The organism is Enhygromyxa salina (assembly GCF_002994635.1).
Lineage (GTDB): Bacteria > Myxococcota_A > Polyangia > Nannocystales > Nannocystaceae > Plesiocystis > Plesiocystis salina_B.
Window position 1 is genome coordinate 21,839 of the sequence record NZ_PVNL01000064.1, and the last position, 20,950, is coordinate 42,788.

Here is a 20,950-nt window from a genome sequence, read left to right on the forward strand (position 1 = left end):
GTTTGGGGTGCAACTCGCTCAGCAGCCGCAGGTCGCCGGCTGCTGAAGCGGATCGCAAACCGCCGGACCGCCGCAGACCATCTGGCACTCGACGAACACCCACGCACCCATCTCGCACACGGCGATCGTCGCGTCGTCGACACACGTGGGCATCGACGACGGCTCGCACGGGGTGTCCTCGCTCGTGCACCAACAGCTCTGCTCGCCGTCCTCGTTGGCGAGGCAGCCGACTTCGTCGAGCCCCGCGTCTGCGCAGACGTCCGAGCATGGCGTTGATTGGAGCTGCTGAGCCTCGTCGCACACGGCGACGGTGCTCTCGTCCACGCACGTGACTTCGTTCGGTGTGCAGCCCGAAGGATCGAGGAGCTCGCAGACACACTCCCGGTCGCAGCCGGCGGGACCGTAGGCTGGCCCGAGCTCGGCGCACACGCTCGCGCAGTCTCGCTCTACCCAGACGTTGGACTCGCAAGAGAGGGCGGAGTCGTCATCCAGACACGGTTTGTATGCAGATCGACAGGGGTCGCCCAGCTCGTAGAGCAGCCGGGCCTCTTGCTCGGTGCACCCGAGCAACAGCGCCACCGCGAAGCACGGCAACATTCGGCTGGCCGTCACGGTTTTCCCTCGACCGGTTGAGGGCCCAGCGAGGGCCAGATCGCGAGGTTCACCTCGCGCCCCTGGTAGCCGAACAGGCCTAGACCGATCTCGTGCTTGCCGGCTTCGAAGTGGAGGTCCACGATCGAGCCACCCTCGTAGTAGTGAAACTCTTCGTCGATCTCACCCGCGTAGCTCGGCGGTACGTCCTCGCCAAGAAACGTGCTGCTACGGATCGCCTCTTCGAGGGGTCCTGTAGCACATCGGCTGAGTAAGATCCCGTCAGCATTCGAACTCACCGAGTAGTACCCAGCGGCTGGAATGACAAAGGTGCGTTCGACCATCAGGCTGGTCCCATACGTGTGAACGTCCTTTCCGGTGTCGCAGTCGATGTCGATGTCCGTCCGCCAGCCGCCGAGATCGTCCATGAAGTCGAGTGGCGTCCCATCGCAGGTGTTGAGGCTCGGGTATCCATACGGCGCCTCGGCGAAGTACATGGCCTCGGCCTCGGCGAAGCTCAGACCGTAGACGTCCGCGAAGCGCTTGTCGGCGTGCTTTCCCAACCTCACCAGCTCGCCGAGCTTCGCGGTGCCCCAGGTCTCGCGGAGCCATCGTACGAAGTGTCGAGCCGTGCGCTGGTCCACCTCCACAGCCGAGATCGCCAGGTTGTCGGCGGGCGCCGTGAAACCAAACCGAGTCAGTTGCACGCCGCTGTAGACGTCCGCGAGCCCCTCGGCAAAAAAGGGCGCCAGGTATGGAATCGGAGCGTGGGCCAACTCGTGCTCGAGGGCGGGCCGCGTCGTGTGAATTACGGTCCCGTCGGACGACGTGCATCCAATCACCCTGGGGTCCGTGGGGCAGTAGTGCTCGCGCGCGTTCTTCCACGCTTCCTCCGGCCAGATCGACACGGAGACCTTCTCCTCGATCGAGAAGCCGAGATCGTCTTCAATCCGATCAATGATCGCTTCGAACGCGACGAGGTCCCCGGCGCAGAGCGGCACGTCCGGATCCGTGTGGATGCGGAGGTGCTCGGTCTCGTAGGAGAGCGGAAGCGCAGGACCGCTGTCGCACGCGACCAGCAAGCTGACCACCGAGAGCGTCACCAACTGTCGAGGTCGCATGTGCCTTGCTTGTACCAGACCCGCGGGTCGGTGAGATCTGATGGCACTGCATCGCCGACAAGCCCGACGACATCGCGCGGCCGAGGGGTCGGAGAACTGATACACTCGCGCCACCCCCGCTCGGGAGAGTCGCGCATGCCTTGGAACAAAATTGGTGGTCCTGCACACAGCCTCGCAATCTACGCCGGTCGCCTCGCCGCGCTGACCCCGGATCGCAAGGCCATCTACACCCTCGATCCCGCCTCGGGCGAGTGGGCCAAGATCGGTGGCGCGATGACGGGGCTCGTTGGCGGTGGCTGGGACCTCTACGCGACCGCGGCCAACGGCGACCTCCACCGCTACGACGGCGTCAGCTGGGCCAAGGTCGGCGGACCCGGGGCCCAGTTCGTCGGCATCTGCAACGCCGTCTATTCGCTCGGTCCGAGTCGCGACCGGGTCGATCACTATGACCGCTTGATGAACAAGTGGACCAAGATCGGCGGACCCGCGCAGAGCCTGATCGCGGGCGGATCAAAGGTCTACGCGGCGGCACCCGAAAATCGTGCGATCTTTGCCTGGTCGCGCTACGACAAGACCTGGACCGAGATCGGCGGCGCAGGCTCGATGTGGGTCGGGGTCGGGCCGACCGTCTATGGGCTCACGCCGGACCGCCAGGCGGTCTTCCGCTACGACGGCACGCCCAAGCAGTGGACCAAGGTCGGGGGTCCGGTCGAGCGCCTGATCGGCGGCGGCTCGGTCGTCTACGCGGTCCAGCCGAAGACCAAGAACTTGCTGCGCTACCGCGGGAGCGGCCAGACCTGGGACGTCGTCGGCACGCCCGGGGTCAACGTCGTGGCCTTCGATCACACCCTCTACAGCATGACCCTCGACAAAAAAGAGGTCCACCAGCTCGACGAGGCCAACGCCGAGACCCGTCGCCTGCGCGAGCTGATGTGGGGCTGCTATGGGCACCCCCACCACAGCCGCCGGTCCACGTGTGGATTCTTGGTCAAGCAGCTCGGCAAGAACGGAGCGATCATTGCCGAGCACGCCGCGGACGTGTGCGTGCAGCCGCTGAGCGTGCTCAAGCTCGTGCCCTACCTCCACGCGATCAGGGAGGTCGACAGCAACCCTGCGGTGTCGATGGCGACCACCGTGTCGTGGTTCGAGTCGAGCACGGCGACGGGCGCGAACAAGACCGACACGACCTGCCTCGGGAAAGCCAGGGGCAACGTCAGCAACTCGGCGCCGCTGTCCGAGGCGCTGCCGACGATGATGTGGGAGTCGCACAACCGCACGCTCGACGCGGTCATGGAGAAGTTCGACATCCAGCAGATCACGCGCAGCGTCCAGGCGCTCGGCTTGGTCTCGACCGAGATGTATTACGGCTGCAAGCAGGCCACGGGCCCAAATGTGCCGTGGGCCGACAACCTGACCACGCTCGTCGACATGGCCAGGCTCTACGAGGGCATCGACGACAACAGCTTCGTGACCAAGGCCGCGTCGCGGACCTTGTTCGAGACCAACATGATCGTGATGGCCGCGAGCAATCCCCAGTACACGAGCGCGATCACGGGCCGGAGCTCCGGCCCGGTCAGCGCCAACGGGTTCCGGGAGCTGGTCGAGGCCGAGGCCGCGCCGCTCGGCAAGCTCGCGATCGTGCCTCAGTTCATGCCGCTGGTGGTCCGGCGCTGGAAGGGTGGATCGGGCGGACCAACGGGCATCGACACTGGCTACTCGGACGCGGCGACCCTGAGCCTGCCGTTCAAGGTTGGCGGCGCGACGGTCATGCGCGACTACTTCCTGGGCTGGTGGTTCAGTCAGATCCGCAACCCCAACAGCCACGACCCCGGGCCCCCGAACGCGGAGCCCTACTTGCTCGGGTCGAGCGGGGACTGGACCAAGATCGGTACGCCCGGCGCGATGTGGGTCGCGGTTGGCAGCGACATCTACGGGCTCACGTCCAACAAGAAAGAGGTCTGGCGCTACAGCGGCTCGCCGACCTGGACCAAGGTCGGCGGGCCCGCCGAGCGCTTGATCGGCGGCGACGCGGGCCTGTTCGCGATCCACCCCGACACCGGCGACATCCATCGCTACTCGGGCACCGGTCAGCAGTGGCAGCGGATCGGCGGACCCGGGGCCAGCTTCGCCGCGGCCGGCAACACGATCTACGGGCTGACCCCAGGGCGCGACGCGATCTATCGCTACAACGGCACCCCCGACAGCTGGACGAAGGTGCGCGGTCCGGCGGCCGATCTGATCGGCGGTGGAAACACCATCTACGCGATCAACTCCAACACCCAGGACGTCGAGGCCTACTCGCCCGGGGGCGCGAGCTGGGTGAAGATCGGTGGGCCTGGTGTGGACTTCGTCGCCGATGGCAGCCAGCTGTTTGGCATGACCACCGATCGCAAGCAGGTGTGGTCGTACACCGGCACGCCCAACAGCTGGACGCAAGTGGGGGGGCCCGCCGCGGCCCTCGCTATCGCTGGCGGCAGCCTCTACGGGCTCGCCTCCGTCGGCGGGGCCCTGTTTCGTTACAGCGGATCGGGCATGGCGTGGTCGGCCGTCGAAGGCGGCTGGGCGAGCTTGGTCGGCGGCGGCACGCGCTTGGCGGCGGTGTCGAGTTCGCATCGGGCCAGGCAGCAGTTCTCGAATGCGCTCTTTCGTCAGCCGATCCGTGACGCGCTCGCGACCTGGTAGCGCAATGCTGGCGTCGGACTCAATGCGGCGAAGTCCCCGACGCGGATCTTCAGCACCAACACACCGTCGGCTGGGCGCGGCGGCGCTGGAGCGCTATGCTCTCGTCGTGCCCGCCGAACCCGCACCGCACCTGCCGATGACGCTCGAGGACTACTTGACGTTCGACCGCGGCGCTGACGGCAAACACGAGCTGTGGGATGGCTGCGCCTACGCGATGACGGGAGCCAGCCTGGCGCACAACCGCTTGGTTCGAAACTTGATCGTGAGCCTGAGCGGAGCTCTCGGTGGCAGGGACTGCGAGGTCTTGCCGTCCGACCTTCGAGTTCGGATCCCTGAGCAGGAGCGCTACCTCTACCCGGACCTCAGCGTTGTCTGCGGTCCCCCGGAGCTCGAGGACGAGCAGGCCGACACCTTGCTCAACCCTCGCGTTGTCATCGAGGTCTTGTCAGGTTCGACTGAGGCGTTCGATCGCGGCCAAAAATTCGAGGCGTATCGGGCAATCCCGACGCTAAACGAGTATGTGCTCGTCTCCCAGGACGCCGCGCGCGTGGATCACTTCGCCCGCGACGATCAGCGCGGAGTCTGGACTCTGCGTCCTTACTCGGGGGCGGACACGCTCGAGTTCCCGACCCTCGCCGTCAGCATTCCACTCGCGCAGATCTACGCGGGCGTACTTGCAGCGTAGACGGCTCCAGCGCAGTGGGTTCAGCCGGCGCTGGGCCGCGGCTCGACGGGCGGCGGCGGCGGGGCGGGCTCGATCTCTTCGAGCGGTGGCGGCGGCGTGTCAGCCGGCGCAAACGACCGCGAGGGATCCCCGGCGAGGAGCTCGTCGACGAGCTCGTCGTTCATGCCGGTGAGCTCGAAGTACTTGGCCATGTAGCGCGACTGGGTGTCGCCGATCAGCGCCCAGCGCTCTTCCTCGCTCGCGCCGTCGTCGACGAGCTGCCGAATCTCGCCTTTGAAGTCGGCGTTGGATTCATGCATCAGCTGCTCGGCCTGGGCCTTTACCTCGTCGCTGATCGGGTGCTCGACGAGGTCCTCGACGTCGCCCCAGCGCTGGGTCTCGAGCACCTTGAAGCCGAAGTAGGTGAGCTCGTGGACCTCGGCGACGGTGATGCCTTCCTCGCGGGCCTGGGCCTCGGCGAAGGCCTGGTTGTAGGCCATGAAGGCGTCGATCATCTCGCGAAAGGCGACCTCGCCCGGACGCGCGACGCCGTCTTCGACGGCCTTGGCGTAGGCCTGGTTCTTGATCTTGGCGAGGTCCTCTGGGGCCTCGGGCGAGGGCGCCGAAGCCGGCCGATCGCGCCCTTGGACCGGGGGCTCGCTCGGCCGAACCGGGTGCAGCAGCTCGGAGCGCTCGCGCTCGGGCGGCTGCGCCCGCGCCACCTGCTGCACAGGCGGATCGGGCCACATCGACCAGACCAGCCCGGCAGCGACCAGCGCGAGAGTGCCGGCCATCCACGGCCAACGTGAGCGCTCCATGGGTTAGCGACGACCTACCAGCACGGGCTGGCGATGCTGACCTGACGGCCCTGGCACTTCGAGAAGTTCCGGATCCAGCAGTCGCTGTTGCAGTCCATGAGGACGTTGTAACTGCACGAATTCGAGCGATCTGCGTAGTTCGGCGTGTTGTACTTGCTGTTCGTCGACGAGCCGCAGGCGTCGAGCTGGGACTTGCCGGTGGCGTAGTTCCAGTCGTACCAGGATCCGTTCGGTACCGAGGCGGCGTTTGCCCCCGAGTAGCAGTAGCGCTGGTGCGTGAACCCGTCGTAGTCCTGGTTGGACTGGATCGTGCTCCAGTTGGTCAGGCACGCCACGCGGTGGTACGCGAGGCCGATGAAGAGGTTGTCCCGGTAGTACTCGACGTAGTTCGCGGAGTTCGCTTGGTGTGCGAAACCCACGCTCAACATGGCGGCTAGGCTGGCTACGGTGAGAATCTTGCGCATCTTGGTTCTCCTGAGGTCTACGAACGAGCGCACGGTAGAGACTTCCTCGGCAAATAGCTACTACTTTAGTTGGCAGTTGTAATGGCGGTAAAAGCTCGAACAACTCATACATTCATTCCGTGTACTTTGGATCAATGACGCGCCTTTTCGATCTCGAGCGAGGCGCCGGTTGGCCGAAGGGACACGGCGTCGTGCCAAGTGGGCTGCGCGAACGCCCCTCACGGCGCCCGCGCAGACCCGATGGCGATTGAGGTCGAAACCGTCAGAGCAAGCAAGCGATCAACACGACATGATCGTGAGACTGCAGAAAGCTCGACTGCTTTTGAACCTCATTGCCCAGCGCCAGCTGAGCGAAGTCGTCGCTCGTCAGCGAGACCGTGTGGTTATGGTTCGCGCCCCCCTGAATTCCGTACATCTTCGGCACCCCAGCTTGCACGTCGGCCGCGGGGATCAGCAGCGTATGGTTGTGGTTGTTCAGCACCGTCCCAGACGCGCCGTTCGGGCACACCGGGTCGCCGTCGCCATCTCCGTCGCCATCGCCGTCCCCGTCGCCGTCGCCAGTCGGCTCCCCGTCGCCATCGCCGGTCGGCTCGCCGTCCCCGTCACCGGTGGGGTCGCCGTCTCCGTCCCCGGTGGGATCCCCGTCGCCAGTGGGATCCCCGTCACCATCACCTGTGGGATCGCCATCCCCGTCACCGGTGGGGTCGCCGTCCCCGTCTCCGGTCGTGCCGCCTTCGAGGCTACCAATGCCTTCGAGGCTGCTGCGCCCGTCTCCGCCATCATCCGTACAGGCGTCGAGAAACAAGGTGGCGGCACCGAGGCCCCCGAGTAAGAACTGCTTGCGCGTAATGGTCATGGTCGCTCCGAGTGGCTAACGGCCCGATGGTACCCTGCCCACGAGCGCCGCAAAATCGGGGACCGCAGCGGTAGCTGGTAGGCTGAGGGATGCTTGCCCTGGAGATCCTGTGGGACCGGATCGCCGGCTGCCTCCATGGTTTGCTGATCGGCAACGCGATCGGCTCACCGGTCGAGGGGTGGACAGCAGCGCAGATCGAGGCCGAGTTTGGCCAGCTCGAGCAGATGACCGAGGTCGCTGGCCGCCACTGGCGACCGCGCGGGCTTCACACAGACGACGGGCAACAGGCGCTGGCGGTGCTCGACGCGATCTGCATGGACCCCGAGCACCCCGAGCAGCGCTTCGCCGAGCTGATGGTCGAGCTGCGCGACGCGGCGCCGCAACGGTCGGGGCGCTGGGGCCTGCACCGCGGGGTCAGTAAAGACTTTCGCCACACGGTCCGCGGCATGCAGGCGAGCGGCCTGGACAAGCCCTGTGCGCACGCGACCCCCAGCGCGAGCAGCGGGGCAGCCACGCGTATCGCACCCGCCGCGCTGTGGTGGCGCGACGACTCGCGGCTGCTCAACCAGCGCGTGGTTCAGCTCAGCGCGGTGACCCACTCGGACATGCGCGGGATCATGGGAGCGCAGGCGCTGGCCGCTGCGATCTCCCAGTCGATGGTCGTCAGGTCGCCGCCGGTCCTGACCCAGCGCCTGGTCGAGGCGGTCGAGGCCGGCGAGCGACAGGCCGCGCGCCAGCTCGGGATCCCGGTCGACCATCGGTTTAGCCGCCTGGTCGCCGGGCTGGTCGAGCAGCGCCGCGCCGCCTACCACCTTCAGGATCTGCTCACGGGGATCGAGGAGCGGGCGCGGGCGATCGCCGAGCCCACGGAACATGTCGATGCGACCAGCCCGTTCGCGCCGTGTAGCGTGCTTTCGGCCCTGGCGATCGTCGACTTCTCGAGCAGCTTCGCGGACGCGGTGATCACCGCGATCAACCTTGGTGGTGACACCGACGCGAACGGAGCCATGGTCGGCGCGCTCGCGGGCGCGAGGTGGGGGCTGTCGATGGTGCCCTCGGAGTGGCTCGATGACCTGCGCGCGACCGGCAGCCTACTCGAGCGGATCGAGCGGCTCGTCGACAACGAGACTGGGGCCTGCCAGCCCGATCTGCTGGCCTTGGAGCTTCAGTGGGACAGCCTGTACGACGATCGGTCGTGGAGCTGAGCGCCCGCTCGCGTGCGTCGACGATCGTAGCTACTTTTATCCCGATTCGCCGAGAGCTGGCCGCGCCGTGAATTTCGACTCGATCGAGTACGTGCTGTTCTTGCTGCTTGTGGTCGGCGTGTTCGCGACGCTGCCTGGCCGCGCGCGCGTGCCCTTCTTGCTGGTCGCGAGCCTGGCGTTCTACTCGGTCTGGAGCGTCCCGCTCACGGCGCTGATCCTGATCTCTGGACTGACCGACTTTGGTGTCGGCCTGGCGCTGGGCCGGACCGAGCAGGCGACGCGGCGCAAGCTGTTGATGCTGTTCAGCGTCGCGGTCAACCTGGGGATCCTGGGCTACTTCAAGTACCGGGGGTTCTTTCTGGACAACCTGTATGCGCTGGGCGTGGTCGAGCAGGGCGGCGTGGTCGACGTGCTGCTCCCGCCGGGCATCAGCTTCTACACGTTCCAGACCATGAGCTACACGATCGACGTCTACCGTCGAGAGCTGGAGCCGACCCGATCGCCGACGCGGTTCTTGCTGTACGTCAGCTTCTTTCCGCAGCTGATCGCGGGGCCGATCGAGCGAGCGGGGAGCTTGCTGCCGCAGCTCGAGGCCCTAGCTCGGCATCGGGTCACGAGCGAGGACCTCGCAGCCGGGCTGCGGCTGATCATCTTCGGGTTGTTCAAGAAGGTCGTGCTCGCCGACTACTGCGCGATCCTGGCTGACCGTGTGTTCGCGGATCCAGGCGCCTACGGGGGCTGGGCGTCGCTGTGCGCTTGCCTGCTGTTCACGCTGCAGATCTACTTTGATTTCTCGGCGTACTCGGAGATCGCCAAGGGCTCGGCGCGGCTGCTTGGGGTCGAGCTGATCTGGAACTTCGACCAGCCTTACCTCGCGGCCAATGTCTCGGAGTTCTGGCGGCGCTGGCACATCTCGCTGTCCAACTGGTTTCGAGACTATGTGTACAAGCCGCTGGGCGGGAGCCGCCCTGGCAAGGCGCGGGTGCTCTTCAACCTGGGCGCGACGATGTTCCTGTCGGGGCTGTGGCACGGCGCCGCCTGGAATTTCGTGCTGTGGGGGCTGTTTCATGGCTTGTTGTTGCTGCTCCACCATCAGCTGCGCGGGCGCGGGTGGGTGACGAAGCTCCGCGAGCGGGCGCCGCGGGTGCTCGGAATGGCGACCTGGGCTTTTACGCTGCACGCGGTGATCCTGGGGTGGTTACTGTTTCGCGTCGAGCACATCGCCGACGTTGGGGTGATCGCTAGCTCGATCGGTCAGGCGCTGACGGGCCGCGAGTCGATCACTGACAGCCAGATTGCGATCATCGTCGGCTTCTACACGATCCTCGCAATGAGCCTGGCCGCCCGCCGCCTGCGTCTGCTCGAGCGCGTGCAGGACAGCGCCAGCGTGTCGCTGGTGTTCTACGCTGGGCTGGCCGTCGCCTCGATCCTGCTGGCGCGGGACCAGGCGCCAGCGTTCATCTACTTTCAGTTCTGAGCCGATCCGATCACGACCATGGCAGCCACGCCCGATCTCCCCGACTCGTCGGTCCCGCCGCCAGCGGGAGCCGGTCGTGCCCGTGGGTTCGTGCTGGGCTTGATCGCGCTGCTGATCTTGATTGATCTGCTGCTGTCGGCGGTCCAGAGCCCGCTGGGGCCCGACACGCTCGAGGACGCCGCAGATGTTCGCCGCTACCTGCGAGCGACGGCCCAGCTCGACGGCGCGCCGTGGTTGCTGATCGGAGACTCGGTGGTGGTCGGCGACACCGGGCAGGCCGAGCTCGCGGACTGGCACGAGCACCGACTCGTCGACTACCTCGAGGGCGAGCTGTCTACGCGTGAGGACGCGGTGTTTCGTCAGGTTGCCTTTAGCGGGATGTTGCCGGTCGACATGCTCGCGGTCGTGGAGGCGCTCGAGCGCGAAGATCCAGACGCTCGGGTCTCGCTGCTGGTCGAGCTGTCACCGCGCCACTTCTCTGAGGCTTACGCGGCGCTGGAGACCCCGAGTCGGCCGCTGTTCGCGGAGCTGGCGGATCGCGACGAGCAGCGAGCGCTGGGGGTCCCGCGCGTGGACGAGATCCTGGCGGTCGTTCGCAAGTGGGCGCCGATCTATCGCCACCGAGATCGCTTTGTAAACGCCCGCGAGCAGCTGGTCGCGCCAACCCAGACCAGCTCCGAGCACCCGGCCGAGCGCGGCAACCGGGTCGAGGCGCTCGCGCGGCTCAGCGTTCACTATGTCGATCCCCAGCTCGATCCCGAGTCGGTCCAGGTCGCGGCGCTGCGAGAGATCGCGCGGCGCTGTCGGGCGGGCGGGCGCAGGCTGGCGGTGTTCACAGTGCCACTCGAGGACGAGTTCATGACCGGGATCGGGCGCGCGGACACGCAGGGTGACTACCTCGCGCAGCTCGACAACCTGCTCGAGCCCGACGGCCGACAGGTCGCGCTGCTGCCCATGGATCACCCGCAGTTTCGCGCGGAGCTGTTCTGGGATCACGTGCACCTGCGCCCAGAGGGGCACCGCGTGCTGGCGATCAACCTGCTGCACCAGCTGGGGCTGAGCCTCGCGCGTCTGCCCAGCACGCCAGAGCTGATCGCACCGTGGGGGTTCGACGCCAGCTTGGTCGCGCGGCTCGATGCTGGGTCGAGCGACGGCGCGGCGTGGCAGGCCCAGTTTGCGTCTCCGCGCGGGGTCGCGGTCTCGCCTGACGGTCGGCAGATCGTGATCGCGGACACGGGCAATCATGTCCTGCGTCAGCTCCACGGTGATCTGCGGGTGGTCTCGACGCTCGCGGGTCGCCCGGGTGTCGCCGGTGATCTCGACGGGGACCGAGTTGTCGCGCTGCTCAGCGGGCCTTCGGCGCCGATGTTCGTCGGGGACGCGATCTACTTCGCGGACAACGAAGGTCGACAACTTCGACGCCTCGACGCGGGCCAGGTGCAGACGGTCATGCACACCAACGCTCGCTGGCAGATCCAGGCCCTGCGCGGGCACGAAGAACAGATCTACATGTTGCAGTCGCGCGGCGCCGACACCCGCATCGTCGCGCTTGGGTTGGCGTCGACGCGCGCGACGTCGGTCATCCGCGGCGGCGAGGCTGCCGGATTGCAGATCTCGGCGTTCACGATCAACGCCGCGGGCGAGCTCTACCTCGCAACCGCGAACGGCCAGCTCCACGCCACCGAGGCGTCGGCGCGCGAGCTGAACCTGGCCGCGCCAGATCCCGAGCAGCTGCGCCTGGTGTTCGAGAACGCGGGCGGTGAGGTGCTCCCGCAGAGCGACACCAAGTCGTTCCCACGCCCGTTCGCGGACATCAAGCTGACCGAGATCGTCGGGCTCGAGTACGTCGAGCGCTACGGTGGCTTGTTGGTCCAGGATCTCGCGCCGCACCCCGAGCCGGGCGCCTACGAGCAGCCAGTGACCGAGCGCGCGCACCTGCGGTACTTGGATCTCGAGCGCGAGGTCGTCTACCCGTGGCTCAAGCCGCTGGTGGTCGGGCTTGGCTACTTCTACTTCAACCAGGCCACGCAGGGGTTCTCGTCCTATTACCACGAAGGCTCGATGGCGCTGGATCAGCGCTCGGCCACGCTGGTCTACCTCGAGCGCGGGCGCTCGCGCTTGCTGCGGCTCGAAGACGGGCTGTTGGGCGTGTCGAAGATCGGCCAGTTCAGCCTGGACCGGCTTGGGTTTCGCGACCTGCTGGCGGCCCGGACCGGCGAGCGGGCCATGGAGGATCACGATCCAACCCGGTTCCTGGACGACCCGCGCGCGACCCAGCTCGAGCCGCGCGGGCCCTACGTCTGGTTGCTCATGGGCTCATCGATGATGTCGATGTCCGAGCTGGTTGGTCAGTACTCGCTGGGTCGCCAGCTCGCGCAGGGGCTCGAGCGTGACCTCGCGCTGCGCGAGGGCGTTCGGCTTCACACCTTTCAGCGCACGATCCCCGGCGGGCGGCTGACCCGACAGATCACCGCGATCAAGGGGTTCATGCAGGTCGGGCGACCCGACATCATCTCGATCGAGGCCAACGCCTCGACCTTCTTGCCCGACGACGCCGACGAGGCGTTCATGGCTGAGCAGCTCGAGCGCCTGACCAAGCTCGCGCGGCGCTGGGACTCGAAGCTGGTGATCATCGACACCTCGCCGTATATCGTGCGCAACCGTGAGGCGCTGCGGCCCGCTTCCGACCAGGTCGTGCGGTTCTTGCAGCTCGCGCGCGAGCGGGGGTTCGAGGTGATCGAGGTTGGCGACCCGGTTCTGGATCGGCACATGGAGGTCACGCCGTTCGCGAGCCCGCCGATCACGGGGATCCATCCGCCGCCGTGGGCGATCGACACGGTCGCCGAGGAGATCGTCGCGGCCCTGTCACCGAGCGTTCGGGATTGGCTGCGCGAGCGAAGCCCGGCGCTGCGGTCGGCGGGGCCCGAGTCGGTCGAGTCGGCCCGGACCGAGCCGCTCTCCGCCGCGTTCGAGGCTCATGAGTTTGGGTGGGCGGAGCGGCTGAGCCGCTTGCCGGCCGCGGCGACGCAGGTCGACTACGACGGGGATCACTTGTTGGTGTTCGTGGATCTCGCCCAGGTCCCCGAGGCGCTCGCGCTCGACGAGCTGGTCCTCGCGGTCGTGTATGAGCAGACGGTTCGGCTGCACAATGGCGCCCGCACGGCGGAGATCGTGCTCGCTCGGTTTGGGCGCTACGACGAGTACGGCGCTGGCGTCGATGAAGGCGCGACGATCGTTCGCCGCGAGCAGCTCACCCACGAGAGCTTGAGCGACGCGCTGCGCGAGTTCATTGCGGGGAAGTAGACGGCTCACGGCCCCTCGCGGCTCCAACAGCCCGCGCGGTTTCGACCTCTGCTCGAACATAGGCTCGCCGTTCCGCGCTGGGCTATGGTCGGAGCTGATGTCACGAGTATATTCGCGTCGTACCGATCTGGCTTTGCTCGCGCTGGCGTGCACGAGCGCCCTCGCCTGCGCTGGCAGCCCGTCCGAGCCCACGCTCAGCGCCGACGCTTCGCCGACCACGAGCCCCGCCGCGACGGGCCCCGCCGCGGCCCAGCACGGCGTGCTCCCCAACGCCTCCGCGCTCGAGGAGAGCCACGGCATGCATGCGCCCAACACCGCGGGGCTGCTCCGGACCGCGCAATCGGGCGAGACCTCCTACGACGTCAGCGCGCCGGCGACGGTGCTGGTCACGACGCGCTGGGGCCACGGCTCTGGCGTGCATATTGGGGACGGGCTGGTCCTGACCAATTTTCACGTGATCGCCGACGCGCTCACCGATGAGTTCCAGTTCGAGGTCGAGGTCACGACCGTCGACATCCAAAAGAACGGTTCGGTCAAGCCCGGGCCCCGGTACGACGCGATCGCGCTCGAGGTCGACCCCAAGCGCGACCTCGCGCTGCTGCGCGTCGCCGGGGTCCCGCCCGGGCTGGCCTCGATCAGCTTGGCCACCGACCCGCCCAAGCCTGGTCGCCGGGTCGCGGCGATCGGCAACGCCGGCGTTGGGTTCGGCTGGGCGGTCAAGCACTGCAACATCAACGCGATCGGCACGCTCGAGAGCCGGGCCGCGGCCATGGTCCACCTGAGGGGCGAGACCTGGACTGAGGCCGAACGGGCCGAGATGAGCGAGTACTTGGCCAAGGCCGCGGCCGACGCGGGCCTCCAGATTCAGACCGACTGCACGATCCTGCCCGGGGACAGCGGCGGGCCGCTGATCGACGAGCAAACCCACGCGCTGGTCGGGCTCAACGCCTCGGTGACCTCGGCCCTGAGTCACGACAAGACCATCGGGACCGTCGCGTATCACATTCACGTCGACGAGCTGCGCGAGTTCGTCGCCGTGGTCCCGAGCGAGCCGGTCACCTGGATCCCCGATCCCTGGGAGGTCGCGGGGTTCGAGGGCAGCCTCGCCGACGTCGATCGTGACGGCGAGTTCGACTCGATCCTGGTCCACGGGAGCTGCAACGAGTCGATGTCCTGCCACGGGCTGTTCGTCGACGTCGACCAAGACACTTTCGCCAGCGGCACGCCAGTCCCCAAGCTGTCCGAGCTCTACGGCGATCGCAGCTTCGACGCCGAGATGGTCGCGTTTCGCCGGCCCCGCTTGCCACGCACCGAGGCGAGCGCCGGGGGCCGGCCGGCGCCGGTCAGCGACCTGTTCATCTACCTCGATCGCGACAACGACGGCGACCTCGACAGCCTGATCGTCCAAAATGGCGAGACCGAGCAGGTGATCGGGTTCGCGGGCCTCGACGCCAGCGTCACCCGCGATCCCAGCCTCGATGGCGCCTCGGGTCTCGACGGTCGGCTGTTCGCCGACGCTGCGATCGGCGAGCGCGTCGCGAGCTTCGCCGACGTGTTCGAGCGCCCCAGCCACGACCCTCGCGCGCCGACCCGGACCAACGCCATCGAGCTCGAGTTCGACGACCATGACGACGATGGCAAGGCCGACACGCTCTACGCCCAGACTCGCCTCGACATCCGCGTTTTGATCGACGCCGATCAAGACTCGATCGCCGGGTTTGCCAACAACGCCGAAGCCAGCGCCGCGCTCGCGGCCGGGTCCGTCGACGCCGAGTTCATGGTCGTCGACAGCACGCCACTGCGGGTCTGGTACGACACCGACAACGACGGCGAGTTCGACCTGCTACTGGTCGGGTCGAGCCTCGCACGCGGCGTGGTGGTCGAGGCGACCAGCTACACCCCCGACGGCAAGGCTGTGGCCGCGCCGATCCACATTGGCCGACGCATGCTCCGCCCGGGGCTGCTCGCTGATCCCGGCCAGGCCGCGACCCTCGAGCGTATGTTCGGCCACGCGTTCCCCCAGGCCCACGCCGATGTCGATGACGGACTCTCGTCGTTCCCGGACATGACCGTGCACCGAGGCGCGATGATCGGCGAGGTCGAAGGCAGCAAGCGCGCCGCCGTCCACGTCGTCGAGTTCGACCGGATCATGCTGTTCGCCGACCTCGACCGCGACAGCTTCAAGGGCAAGGACCGCAAGCAGCTCAGCGTCGAGGAGGCGCTTCACGCCGGCAGCTACGAGGCCGAGTTCGTGTTCGTCTACGACGGCATCATGGCTTGGGCCTACTACGACAGCGACAACGACGGCAGCTTCGACCAGGTGTTGGTCTCGCGCTTCGGCGATCCGCTCCACGCCGAGGAGGTCTTCACGCTCGGCGCCCAGCTCGAGGCCCAGACCCCGAGCGAGATTACGCCCATGTTCGACAGCGCTCGGGTCGGGTCCAAGCAGCGGGCGGCGTTCAAGCAGTTCGAGGCCCTGGCCCTCGACCCCGAGGCTAGCAAAGAGTCACGCTGAGCGGCCGCGGCTTCAACTGCGCGACGCCAGCGTCAGACCTGCGGGCCGAGTGAGCCCTGGTAGACCTCATCGACGTCCAGCGTGACCCCCAGCGCCTCGATGCAGAGCTGCTCCCCCGGCCCGGCCTCGAGCAAGGTCCAGCTCCCGTCGTCTCGGCGAGTCTGCAGCTCGAGCTGTCGCGTTTGTTGCGATACCAGCAGGTATCCCTTCAGCGCAGGGATCCGGCGATAATGAGATGCCTTCTGCCCGCGGTCGTAGCCCTCGGTCGACTTCGACAGGACCTCGATGACGAGCGTGGGGTTGAGCAGGGCGTGGTCGTCTGCCGCCGCGGTCTGGGGATCGCCGCAGACCACCGAGAGGTCGGGGTAGGTGTCGAGATCCGTCGCTTCGATGCGCACGCGGAGGTCGGAGGAGAACACCCGGCAGGACCCGCCCGCGAGCTCACGGCCCAACAAGTAGGCGAGCTGGCTGGCGAGGCGGGCGTGCTCCAGCGTCCCGTCGGTCATGGCAACCACCTCACCCCGAAGGTACTCGTGTTTGCCGAGTCCCTGGCGCTCCAACTCGGCGTAGTCGGCGTAGCTCATGCGCTGGGTGGCGGCTTCGGCGGTCACCGGACCAGTATGACGCACTGCGAATCCTCGACGTACGAGGGCTGAGCAGGCGTGCCCAAGCGCTGGGGCGAAACTGGCTCCGACGCCCCGATCTGGAGGCTTCCGCGGAAGCCTCCGCGACCCCTGCGGACGGCGACTCCGCGGCATCGGATGGCATCGGATGGCGCCAACTCGTGTGGGGTCATTTACTCGGAGAATTGCGCAGGTTGCGGCCTTCACGGGCGAGCTCGTGCAGGTTCGCATCGTCGAGCGACGCAACGCCGCCAGCTCCGATCGCGTCTTGCAGCGAGCGGCGGTAGTTGTCCACAGCCACGTAGTACTCGGGATCCTCGAGCACATTGACGTCGCAGACCTTCTCGGCGCGTCGGATGAGCTTGATGCAGTCGGCGCTGAGGTGGCGCAGGTGCAGCGTCTTGGAGGCGGCGTGGTAGCGCTCGGCGAGCTTGTTCAGCGCTTCGATCGCGCTCTGATCGACGACCCGCGACTCGGCGAAGTCGATGACGACCTCGTCAGGGTCGGAGGCTACGTCGAACTTCGAGGCGAAGAGGGTGGTCGAGCCGAAGAAGAGGGGCCCGTAGATCTCGTAGTGCTTGACCCCGGCGGCGTCGACATGCTTGCGCGCTCGAATGCGAAGCGCGTTTTCCCAGGCGAAGACCAGGGCCGAGACGATGACCCCGCAGATCACCGCGAGCGCGAGGTCGTAGACGACGGTCAGCCCGGTGACCAAGGCCATCACGACCACGTCCGGGGCTGGGACCTTGTTGATGATGCGAAAGGTGTTCCAGGCGAAGGTGCCGATCACCACCATGAACATGACGCCGACCAGCGCCGCGATCGGGATGAGCTCGATGTAGCTCGAGCCAAAGCAGATAAACGCGAGCAGGGCCAGCGAGGCCACGACGCCGGAGAGCCGTGTACGCCCACCCGACTTGATGTTGATGATGCTCTGCCCGATCATCGCGCAGCCGCCCATGCCACCAAAAAAGCCGTTCGTGATGTTCGCCGCGCCTTGAGCGACACACTCACGGTTTGCATCGCCGCGGGTGTCGGTGAGCTCGTCGACCAAGTTGAGGGTCATCAAGGACTCGATCAGCCCGATCGCTGCCAAGATGGCCGCATAGGGGAAGATGAACCCAAGCGTGTGCTGATCGAAGGGGATCGCGGGGACCGCAAAACTGGGCAGACCTGCAGCGATGCCATCTCCGCCGCGATCGGTGATGAAGCTCGCAACCGTCGGCGTCTCGATGCCGGCGACGATCGTGATCACAGCGACAGCAACGATCGCGGCCAACGCTGCTGGGACCTTGGTGGTGACGCGCGGAAGGCCGACCATGATCCCCATCGTCAACGCGGTGAGCCCCAGCATGGTGAGCAGAGGCGCGCCGGTGAGCCACCCTTGCGCATCGTGGAACATGCCCAGCTGCGACAGGAAGATGACGACGGCGAGGCCGTTGACGAAGCCCATCATCACGGGGCTGGGGATCATGCGAACGAACTTGCCCAGGCGCATCGCGCCCGCGGCGATCTGGATGAGACCCGCCAACACCAAGGTCGCGAACAGATACTGCAAGCCCGCCGAGCCCGAGCTGTCACCTGCGGCGAGGCCCATCGCATTGCCCTCACTGACCAGCGACACCATGACCACCGCCATCGCACCGGTGGCTCCCGAGATCATGCCGGGGCGGCCGCCGAAGAGCGACGCGATCAACCCCATCATGAACGCGCCATAGAGTCCGACCACGGGGGGGACGCCGGCGACAAAAGCAAAAGCGACAGCCTCTGGCACGAGGGCCAGGGCAACTGTAATTCCGCTGAGGACGTCCGCGCGGACGCTGCCTCGTTCTGGGCTGGTAGGCATGGAATTTTTGGGCCATCTCGCGCGCCGGCAGGTCGCCGGGGCGGTGAAGGGCGGGCTCCTTACCGGAGCGCGAACGCGGTTACAACCCCGTATGTCGCGCACGTGTGGATGTGCTCGGTAGCGGGGGCAGCCCGCTGTCAGCCCACCAGGAATGAACTACGCCCGAAGGCCACGACCTGAACGATCGTGGCCTCCGGGGTCGACATCAACCGCTTCGTCCGCCGGTCCAGGGCTCACCCCCGCTCGAGGGAGCAGCCGTCCACCGAGCCGAGCAGGCTTTGGTTGCTATCGAAGCAGCCGCCGTCACAGTCCTGCTCCTGGCCGATGAAGCACACGCTCACGTCGGTCGGGCCGCCGAAACCGTTGGCAACGCCGACCGAGGCGCCGTCGAAGCTGACGCTGACCACGTCGCCCGATCGAGACACCCCCCACTCGTGGTACTCGCCGTCCGCGACCGCGTCCTGGACCTCCTGCGACACGCTGAAGGTGCGTGTGGTGTTGTTGATCCGCACGGCGAACAGGCCCGAAGCCGCTTCGTACCAGTAGCTCATCGCGTTGTCCTGCCAGGGGTTGGCGCAGGACAGCAGGGTGTTGCCGGGGTACGCCCCCGAGACCTGCAGCCCGTCGAGGCGGACCTCGCAGGTCAGACTGAAGTCGTCCATGCCATCAAACGCGCGGCTGTCGAGCTGCGCCGCGTCCCAGCTGTTGTCGCCGATGAGCAGCTCGTCCGTCGCAAAGTTCCATGACTGCCCGGGGACGTCGTCGCTCCCGTCGATCGTGGCGTACGAGCTCATGTGGTACTGGAGAAACGAGGTCTTCTCGTTCCACGCGGTCCAGACCCCGACGTTGCCGCCGCGATACTCGTCCTCGTTGACGGTCGCGCAGGGCTGGCCGAAGACGCGCAGGACGTGGTTGATGCTCGCGTCGGCCGTGTCGGAGATGTCGACCTCCATGTCGAACGCCCAGCTGACAGGGAGGCCATCGCCACACGACCCAGTCCCGAGCAGCTCGTATTCACCGTCGACAACCCGCGTGATCCGGGCGGCGCCGGTCAGGCCATCGATCTCCGCGCGGTAGAAGTTGTCCTCGTCCCGGTAGCCGTAAATGATGCCGATGCCGTCGTCGTCGCCATTCCAGAGGTTCACGCTGAACCGGCCCTCCTCCATCCACAGATCGCTCACCTGCCCGGTGCCAAACCATGGCGTGTGGCCGTCGAGGGCGATCGGTCCTTCGCTGCCGGCGTTGAAATGCTGGGTCAGCATCCACCCGTGCGGCGGGATCCATTCGGACGGACGATATTCCCAGTCCCAGCTGCCAACGCTCCCCTCGTCGATCTGTGACCAACCGATCCCCGAGGTGTCCTCGATGAAGAGCAGATCGAGCGTCGTCCCCGAGTCGTTGCCAGCTCGCCAACGACCTTGCGCCGTGCTCACCTGGGCGGCGCTGAGCGCTTCGTCATAGACAGAGGCGCTGAAGATCGTGCCGCCGAGGCTCTGGTTGGCGTCGAAGCCACCGCCCATCGTGTCTTGCTCCTGGCCAAGGATCACCTCGCCGACGACGCCGGCGTTGACCGGGTCGAGGGTGAACGCCCCGACCGCGGCGCTGCCGATCAACACGCCGTCGATGTAGGCCGAGGCCGAGCTTCCGGACTTGGTGACCGCGACGACGTGCCTGGTGCCGAGCGTCAGCGCGGCCGTGCCCAAGCTGTACTTGGTGCCGTCGAGGGTCAGCCACAGGCCCCCGTCGGATTCGTAGTACTCGAGGATCAAGTGATTGGACTGGGCGTTGCGCGAGACCGACAAGAGCGTGCGGGAGCTGTGGCTCTTGGGCATGGGCTCGAGCTCGAGCCCGAGCGCAATCGTGAATGACGACAGGTTGTCGAACGCCCACGATTGCAGGCGGGCATGATCGCTGGTGTTGTGACCAATCTTCAATGGCTCGGGGATGCTGAACCACCGCTGCGCGCCGTTGTACTTGGTCGAGCGCCGCTTCTCGAGGTGGATGGTGTCGCGGCCGACCCGGCTGCGGCACATGTAGATGAAGTCGCCCCCCACGTCGTGATTGAGGTCGACCCAGGCCATCGGGTCCCCGTCCTTGTCGGTCCCCGGCACGCTCACAAACGTGTCGTCAGCGCACTTGGCCTTCGCCTCGTCCTTGTCATCGGACGCGGCCACGTAGAGTTGATCGAGGATGTACGTCGAATCGGGCGGCTGATATGCACACAGAAGAACTTCGTCGTTGCCCCAGGACCCCGTCGTGTTGAGTTCTGCGGCGTCAGGCGCGAAGTAGGGGCTCCCGATGGGCACAACCCCAATGTACCTCTGATTCTGATAGAAACCCCCGACCTGATAATAGTCGGGCCCTATGTCCTGGCACAGTTCATCCCCGCTCGAGCCGCCGACCACGTCCCAGCCGTCGATGATCAGCCGCAGGTCGGCGATCGGCCGATTGGCCTGAAATTGGTCAGGCCACATGAGGGAGTGATCCATGCACATGTAGACGTTCGTCTCTTGCCAGCTGGTGTTGCGATTGAGGTTGACGTCGACCATCTCGTCGTACCCGATGGCATCGCAGTGATAGATTGCATCTTCACCGATCGACAGCTCGATGTCGGTCCACGGACCGACACCGGACTTGTAGCCCACTGTGCTGGCGAGTGCCACGGAAGGGATGCTGCTGATGGCCAAGACGGTAAATATGTACGTTTTCATGAGAGTTCCTGATGTTCGGGTACGCCGTGAGGTCTCACCTCGCTCGGGTTGTCGCAGCGCGACCGGATCGGACA

Annotated in this window: 14 protein-coding genes; 6 read left to right on the forward strand and 8 right to left on the reverse strand. The window is 66.6% G+C overall.

Annotation, left to right across the window (positions count from 1 at the left end; all coding sequences use genetic code 11):
* Window positions 1-18: 18 nt before the first annotated feature.
* Both ENSA7_RS17205 and ENSA7_RS17210 read right to left on the reverse strand, forming a co-directional pair.
* Window positions 19-612, reverse strand: a complete 594-nt coding sequence (locus ENSA7_RS17205) for a hypothetical protein (RefSeq protein ID WP_146157797.1) — start codon at window positions 610-612, stop codon at window positions 19-21.
* A complete protein-coding gene (locus tag ENSA7_RS17210; RefSeq protein ID WP_146157798.1) occupies window positions 609-1,712 on the reverse strand; it encodes a hypothetical protein in 1,104 nt (367 codons plus the stop codon). Before ENSA7_RS17210 ends, ENSA7_RS17205 begins: the two co-directional genes overlap by 4 nt.
* Window positions 1,713-1,847: 135 nt before the next feature.
* Here ENSA7_RS17210 and ENSA7_RS17215 point away from each other — a divergent pair, with 135 nt between their 5' ends.
* Both ENSA7_RS17215 and ENSA7_RS17220 read left to right on the forward strand, forming a co-directional pair.
* Window positions 1,848-4,394, forward strand: coding sequence for a serine hydrolase (locus tag ENSA7_RS17215; protein ID WP_106090389.1), 2,547 nt, complete (start codon window positions 1,848-1,850; stop codon window positions 4,392-4,394).
* A gap of 106 nt (window positions 4,395-4,500) precedes the next feature.
* Window positions 4,501-5,079, forward strand: a complete 579-nt coding sequence (locus ENSA7_RS17220) for a Uma2 family endonuclease (RefSeq protein ID WP_181233826.1) — start codon at window positions 4,501-4,503, stop codon at window positions 5,077-5,079.
* A 20-nt stretch (window positions 5,080-5,099) separates the two neighbouring features.
* On the opposite strand, the gene ENSA7_RS17225 is transcribed toward ENSA7_RS17220, so the two are convergent.
* The 3 genes from ENSA7_RS17225 to ENSA7_RS17235 all read right to left on the reverse strand — a co-directional run bounded on the left by ENSA7_RS17225 (window position 5,100) and on the right by ENSA7_RS17235 (window position 7,196).
* Window positions 5,100-5,876, reverse strand: a complete 777-nt coding sequence (locus ENSA7_RS17225; protein WP_146157799.1) for a hypothetical protein — start codon at window positions 5,874-5,876, stop codon at window positions 5,100-5,102.
* 14 nt (window positions 5,877-5,890) lie between these two features.
* Window positions 5,891-6,295: a hypothetical protein gene (locus ENSA7_RS17230; RefSeq protein WP_181233827.1), complete on the reverse strand. Its 405-nt coding sequence runs from the start codon at window positions 6,293-6,295 to the stop codon at window positions 5,891-5,893.
* Window positions 6,296-6,602: 307 nt separating this feature from the next.
* Window positions 6,603-7,196, reverse strand: coding sequence for a hypothetical protein (locus ENSA7_RS17235; RefSeq protein WP_106090392.1), 594 nt, complete (start codon window positions 7,194-7,196; stop codon window positions 6,603-6,605).
* A gap of 89 nt (window positions 7,197-7,285) precedes the next feature.
* Here ENSA7_RS17235 and ENSA7_RS17240 point away from each other — a divergent pair, with 89 nt between their 5' ends.
* From ENSA7_RS17240 to ENSA7_RS17255, 4 genes are all read left to right on the forward strand, one after another.
* The gene (locus ENSA7_RS17240; protein ID WP_106090393.1) at window positions 7,286-8,401 is read left to right on the forward strand and encodes an ADP-ribosylglycohydrolase family protein; all 1,116 of its coding nucleotides are present in this window, start codon (window positions 7,286-7,288) and stop codon (window positions 8,399-8,401) included.
* 67 nt (window positions 8,402-8,468) lie between these two features.
* Window positions 8,469-9,878 (forward strand): MBOAT family O-acyltransferase, encoded by a 1,410-nt coding sequence (locus ENSA7_RS17245; RefSeq protein ID WP_181233828.1) that lies wholly within the window; start codon window positions 8,469-8,471, stop codon window positions 9,876-9,878.
* Between the two features lie 18 nt (window positions 9,879-9,896).
* Window positions 9,897-13,181: an NHL repeat-containing protein gene (locus ENSA7_RS17250; RefSeq protein ID WP_106090395.1), complete on the forward strand. Its 3,285-nt coding sequence runs from the start codon at window positions 9,897-9,899 to the stop codon at window positions 13,179-13,181.
* A 97-nt stretch (window positions 13,182-13,278) separates the two neighbouring features.
* Window positions 13,279-15,696 carry a trypsin-like peptidase domain-containing protein gene (locus ENSA7_RS17255; RefSeq protein WP_106090396.1) on the forward strand — a complete coding sequence of 806 codons (2,418 nt, stop codon included), beginning with the start codon at window positions 13,279-13,281 and terminating at the stop codon, window positions 15,694-15,696.
* 32 nt (window positions 15,697-15,728) lie between these two features.
* Here the strand turns inward: ENSA7_RS17255 and ENSA7_RS17260 are convergent, their stop codons facing one another.
* The 3 genes from ENSA7_RS17260 to ENSA7_RS17270 all read right to left on the reverse strand — a co-directional run bounded on the left by ENSA7_RS17260 (window position 15,729) and on the right by ENSA7_RS17270 (window position 20,828).
* Window positions 15,729-16,307 (reverse strand): Uma2 family endonuclease, encoded by a 579-nt coding sequence (locus tag ENSA7_RS17260; RefSeq protein ID WP_244923828.1) that lies wholly within the window; start codon window positions 16,305-16,307, stop codon window positions 15,729-15,731.
* 181 nt (window positions 16,308-16,488) lie between these two features.
* A complete protein-coding gene (locus tag ENSA7_RS17265) occupies window positions 16,489-18,165 on the reverse strand; it encodes a SulP family inorganic anion transporter (RefSeq protein ID WP_106090397.1) in 1,677 nt (558 codons plus the stop codon).
* 233 nt (window positions 18,166-18,398) lie between these two features.
* On the reverse strand, window positions 18,399-20,828 hold the full coding sequence (locus ENSA7_RS17270) for a LamG-like jellyroll fold domain-containing protein (RefSeq protein WP_181233829.1): 2,430 nt from the start codon (window positions 20,826-20,828) through the stop codon (window positions 18,399-18,401).
* Window positions 20,829-20,950: the final 122 nt, after the last annotated feature.

Coding starts and splice junctions, on each gene's coding strand:
- ENSA7_RS17250 (WP_106090395.1), top strand. CDS start 9,897: ATGGCAGCCACGCCCGATCTCCCCGACTCGTCGGTCCCGCCGCCAGCG.
- ENSA7_RS17225 (WP_146157799.1), bottom strand. CDS start 5,876: ATGGAGCGCTCACGTTGGCCGTGGATGGCCGGCACTCTCGCGCTGGTC.
- ENSA7_RS17215 (WP_106090389.1), top strand. CDS start 1,848: ATGCCTTGGAACAAAATTGGTGGTCCTGCACACAGCCTCGCAATCTAC.
- ENSA7_RS17265 (WP_106090397.1), bottom strand. CDS start 18,165: ATGCCTACCAGCCCAGAACGAGGCAGCGTCCGCGCGGACGTCCTCAGC.
- ENSA7_RS17210 (WP_146157798.1), bottom strand. CDS start 1,712: ATGCGACCTCGACAGTTGGTGACGCTCTCGGTGGTCAGCTTGCTGGTC.
- ENSA7_RS17255 (WP_106090396.1), top strand. CDS start 13,279: ATGTCACGAGTATATTCGCGTCGTACCGATCTGGCTTTGCTCGCGCTG.
- ENSA7_RS17235 (WP_106090392.1), bottom strand. CDS start 7,196: ATGACCATTACGCGCAAGCAGTTCTTACTCGGGGGCCTCGGTGCCGCC.
- ENSA7_RS17240 (WP_106090393.1), top strand. CDS start 7,286: ATGCTTGCCCTGGAGATCCTGTGGGACCGGATCGCCGGCTGCCTCCAT.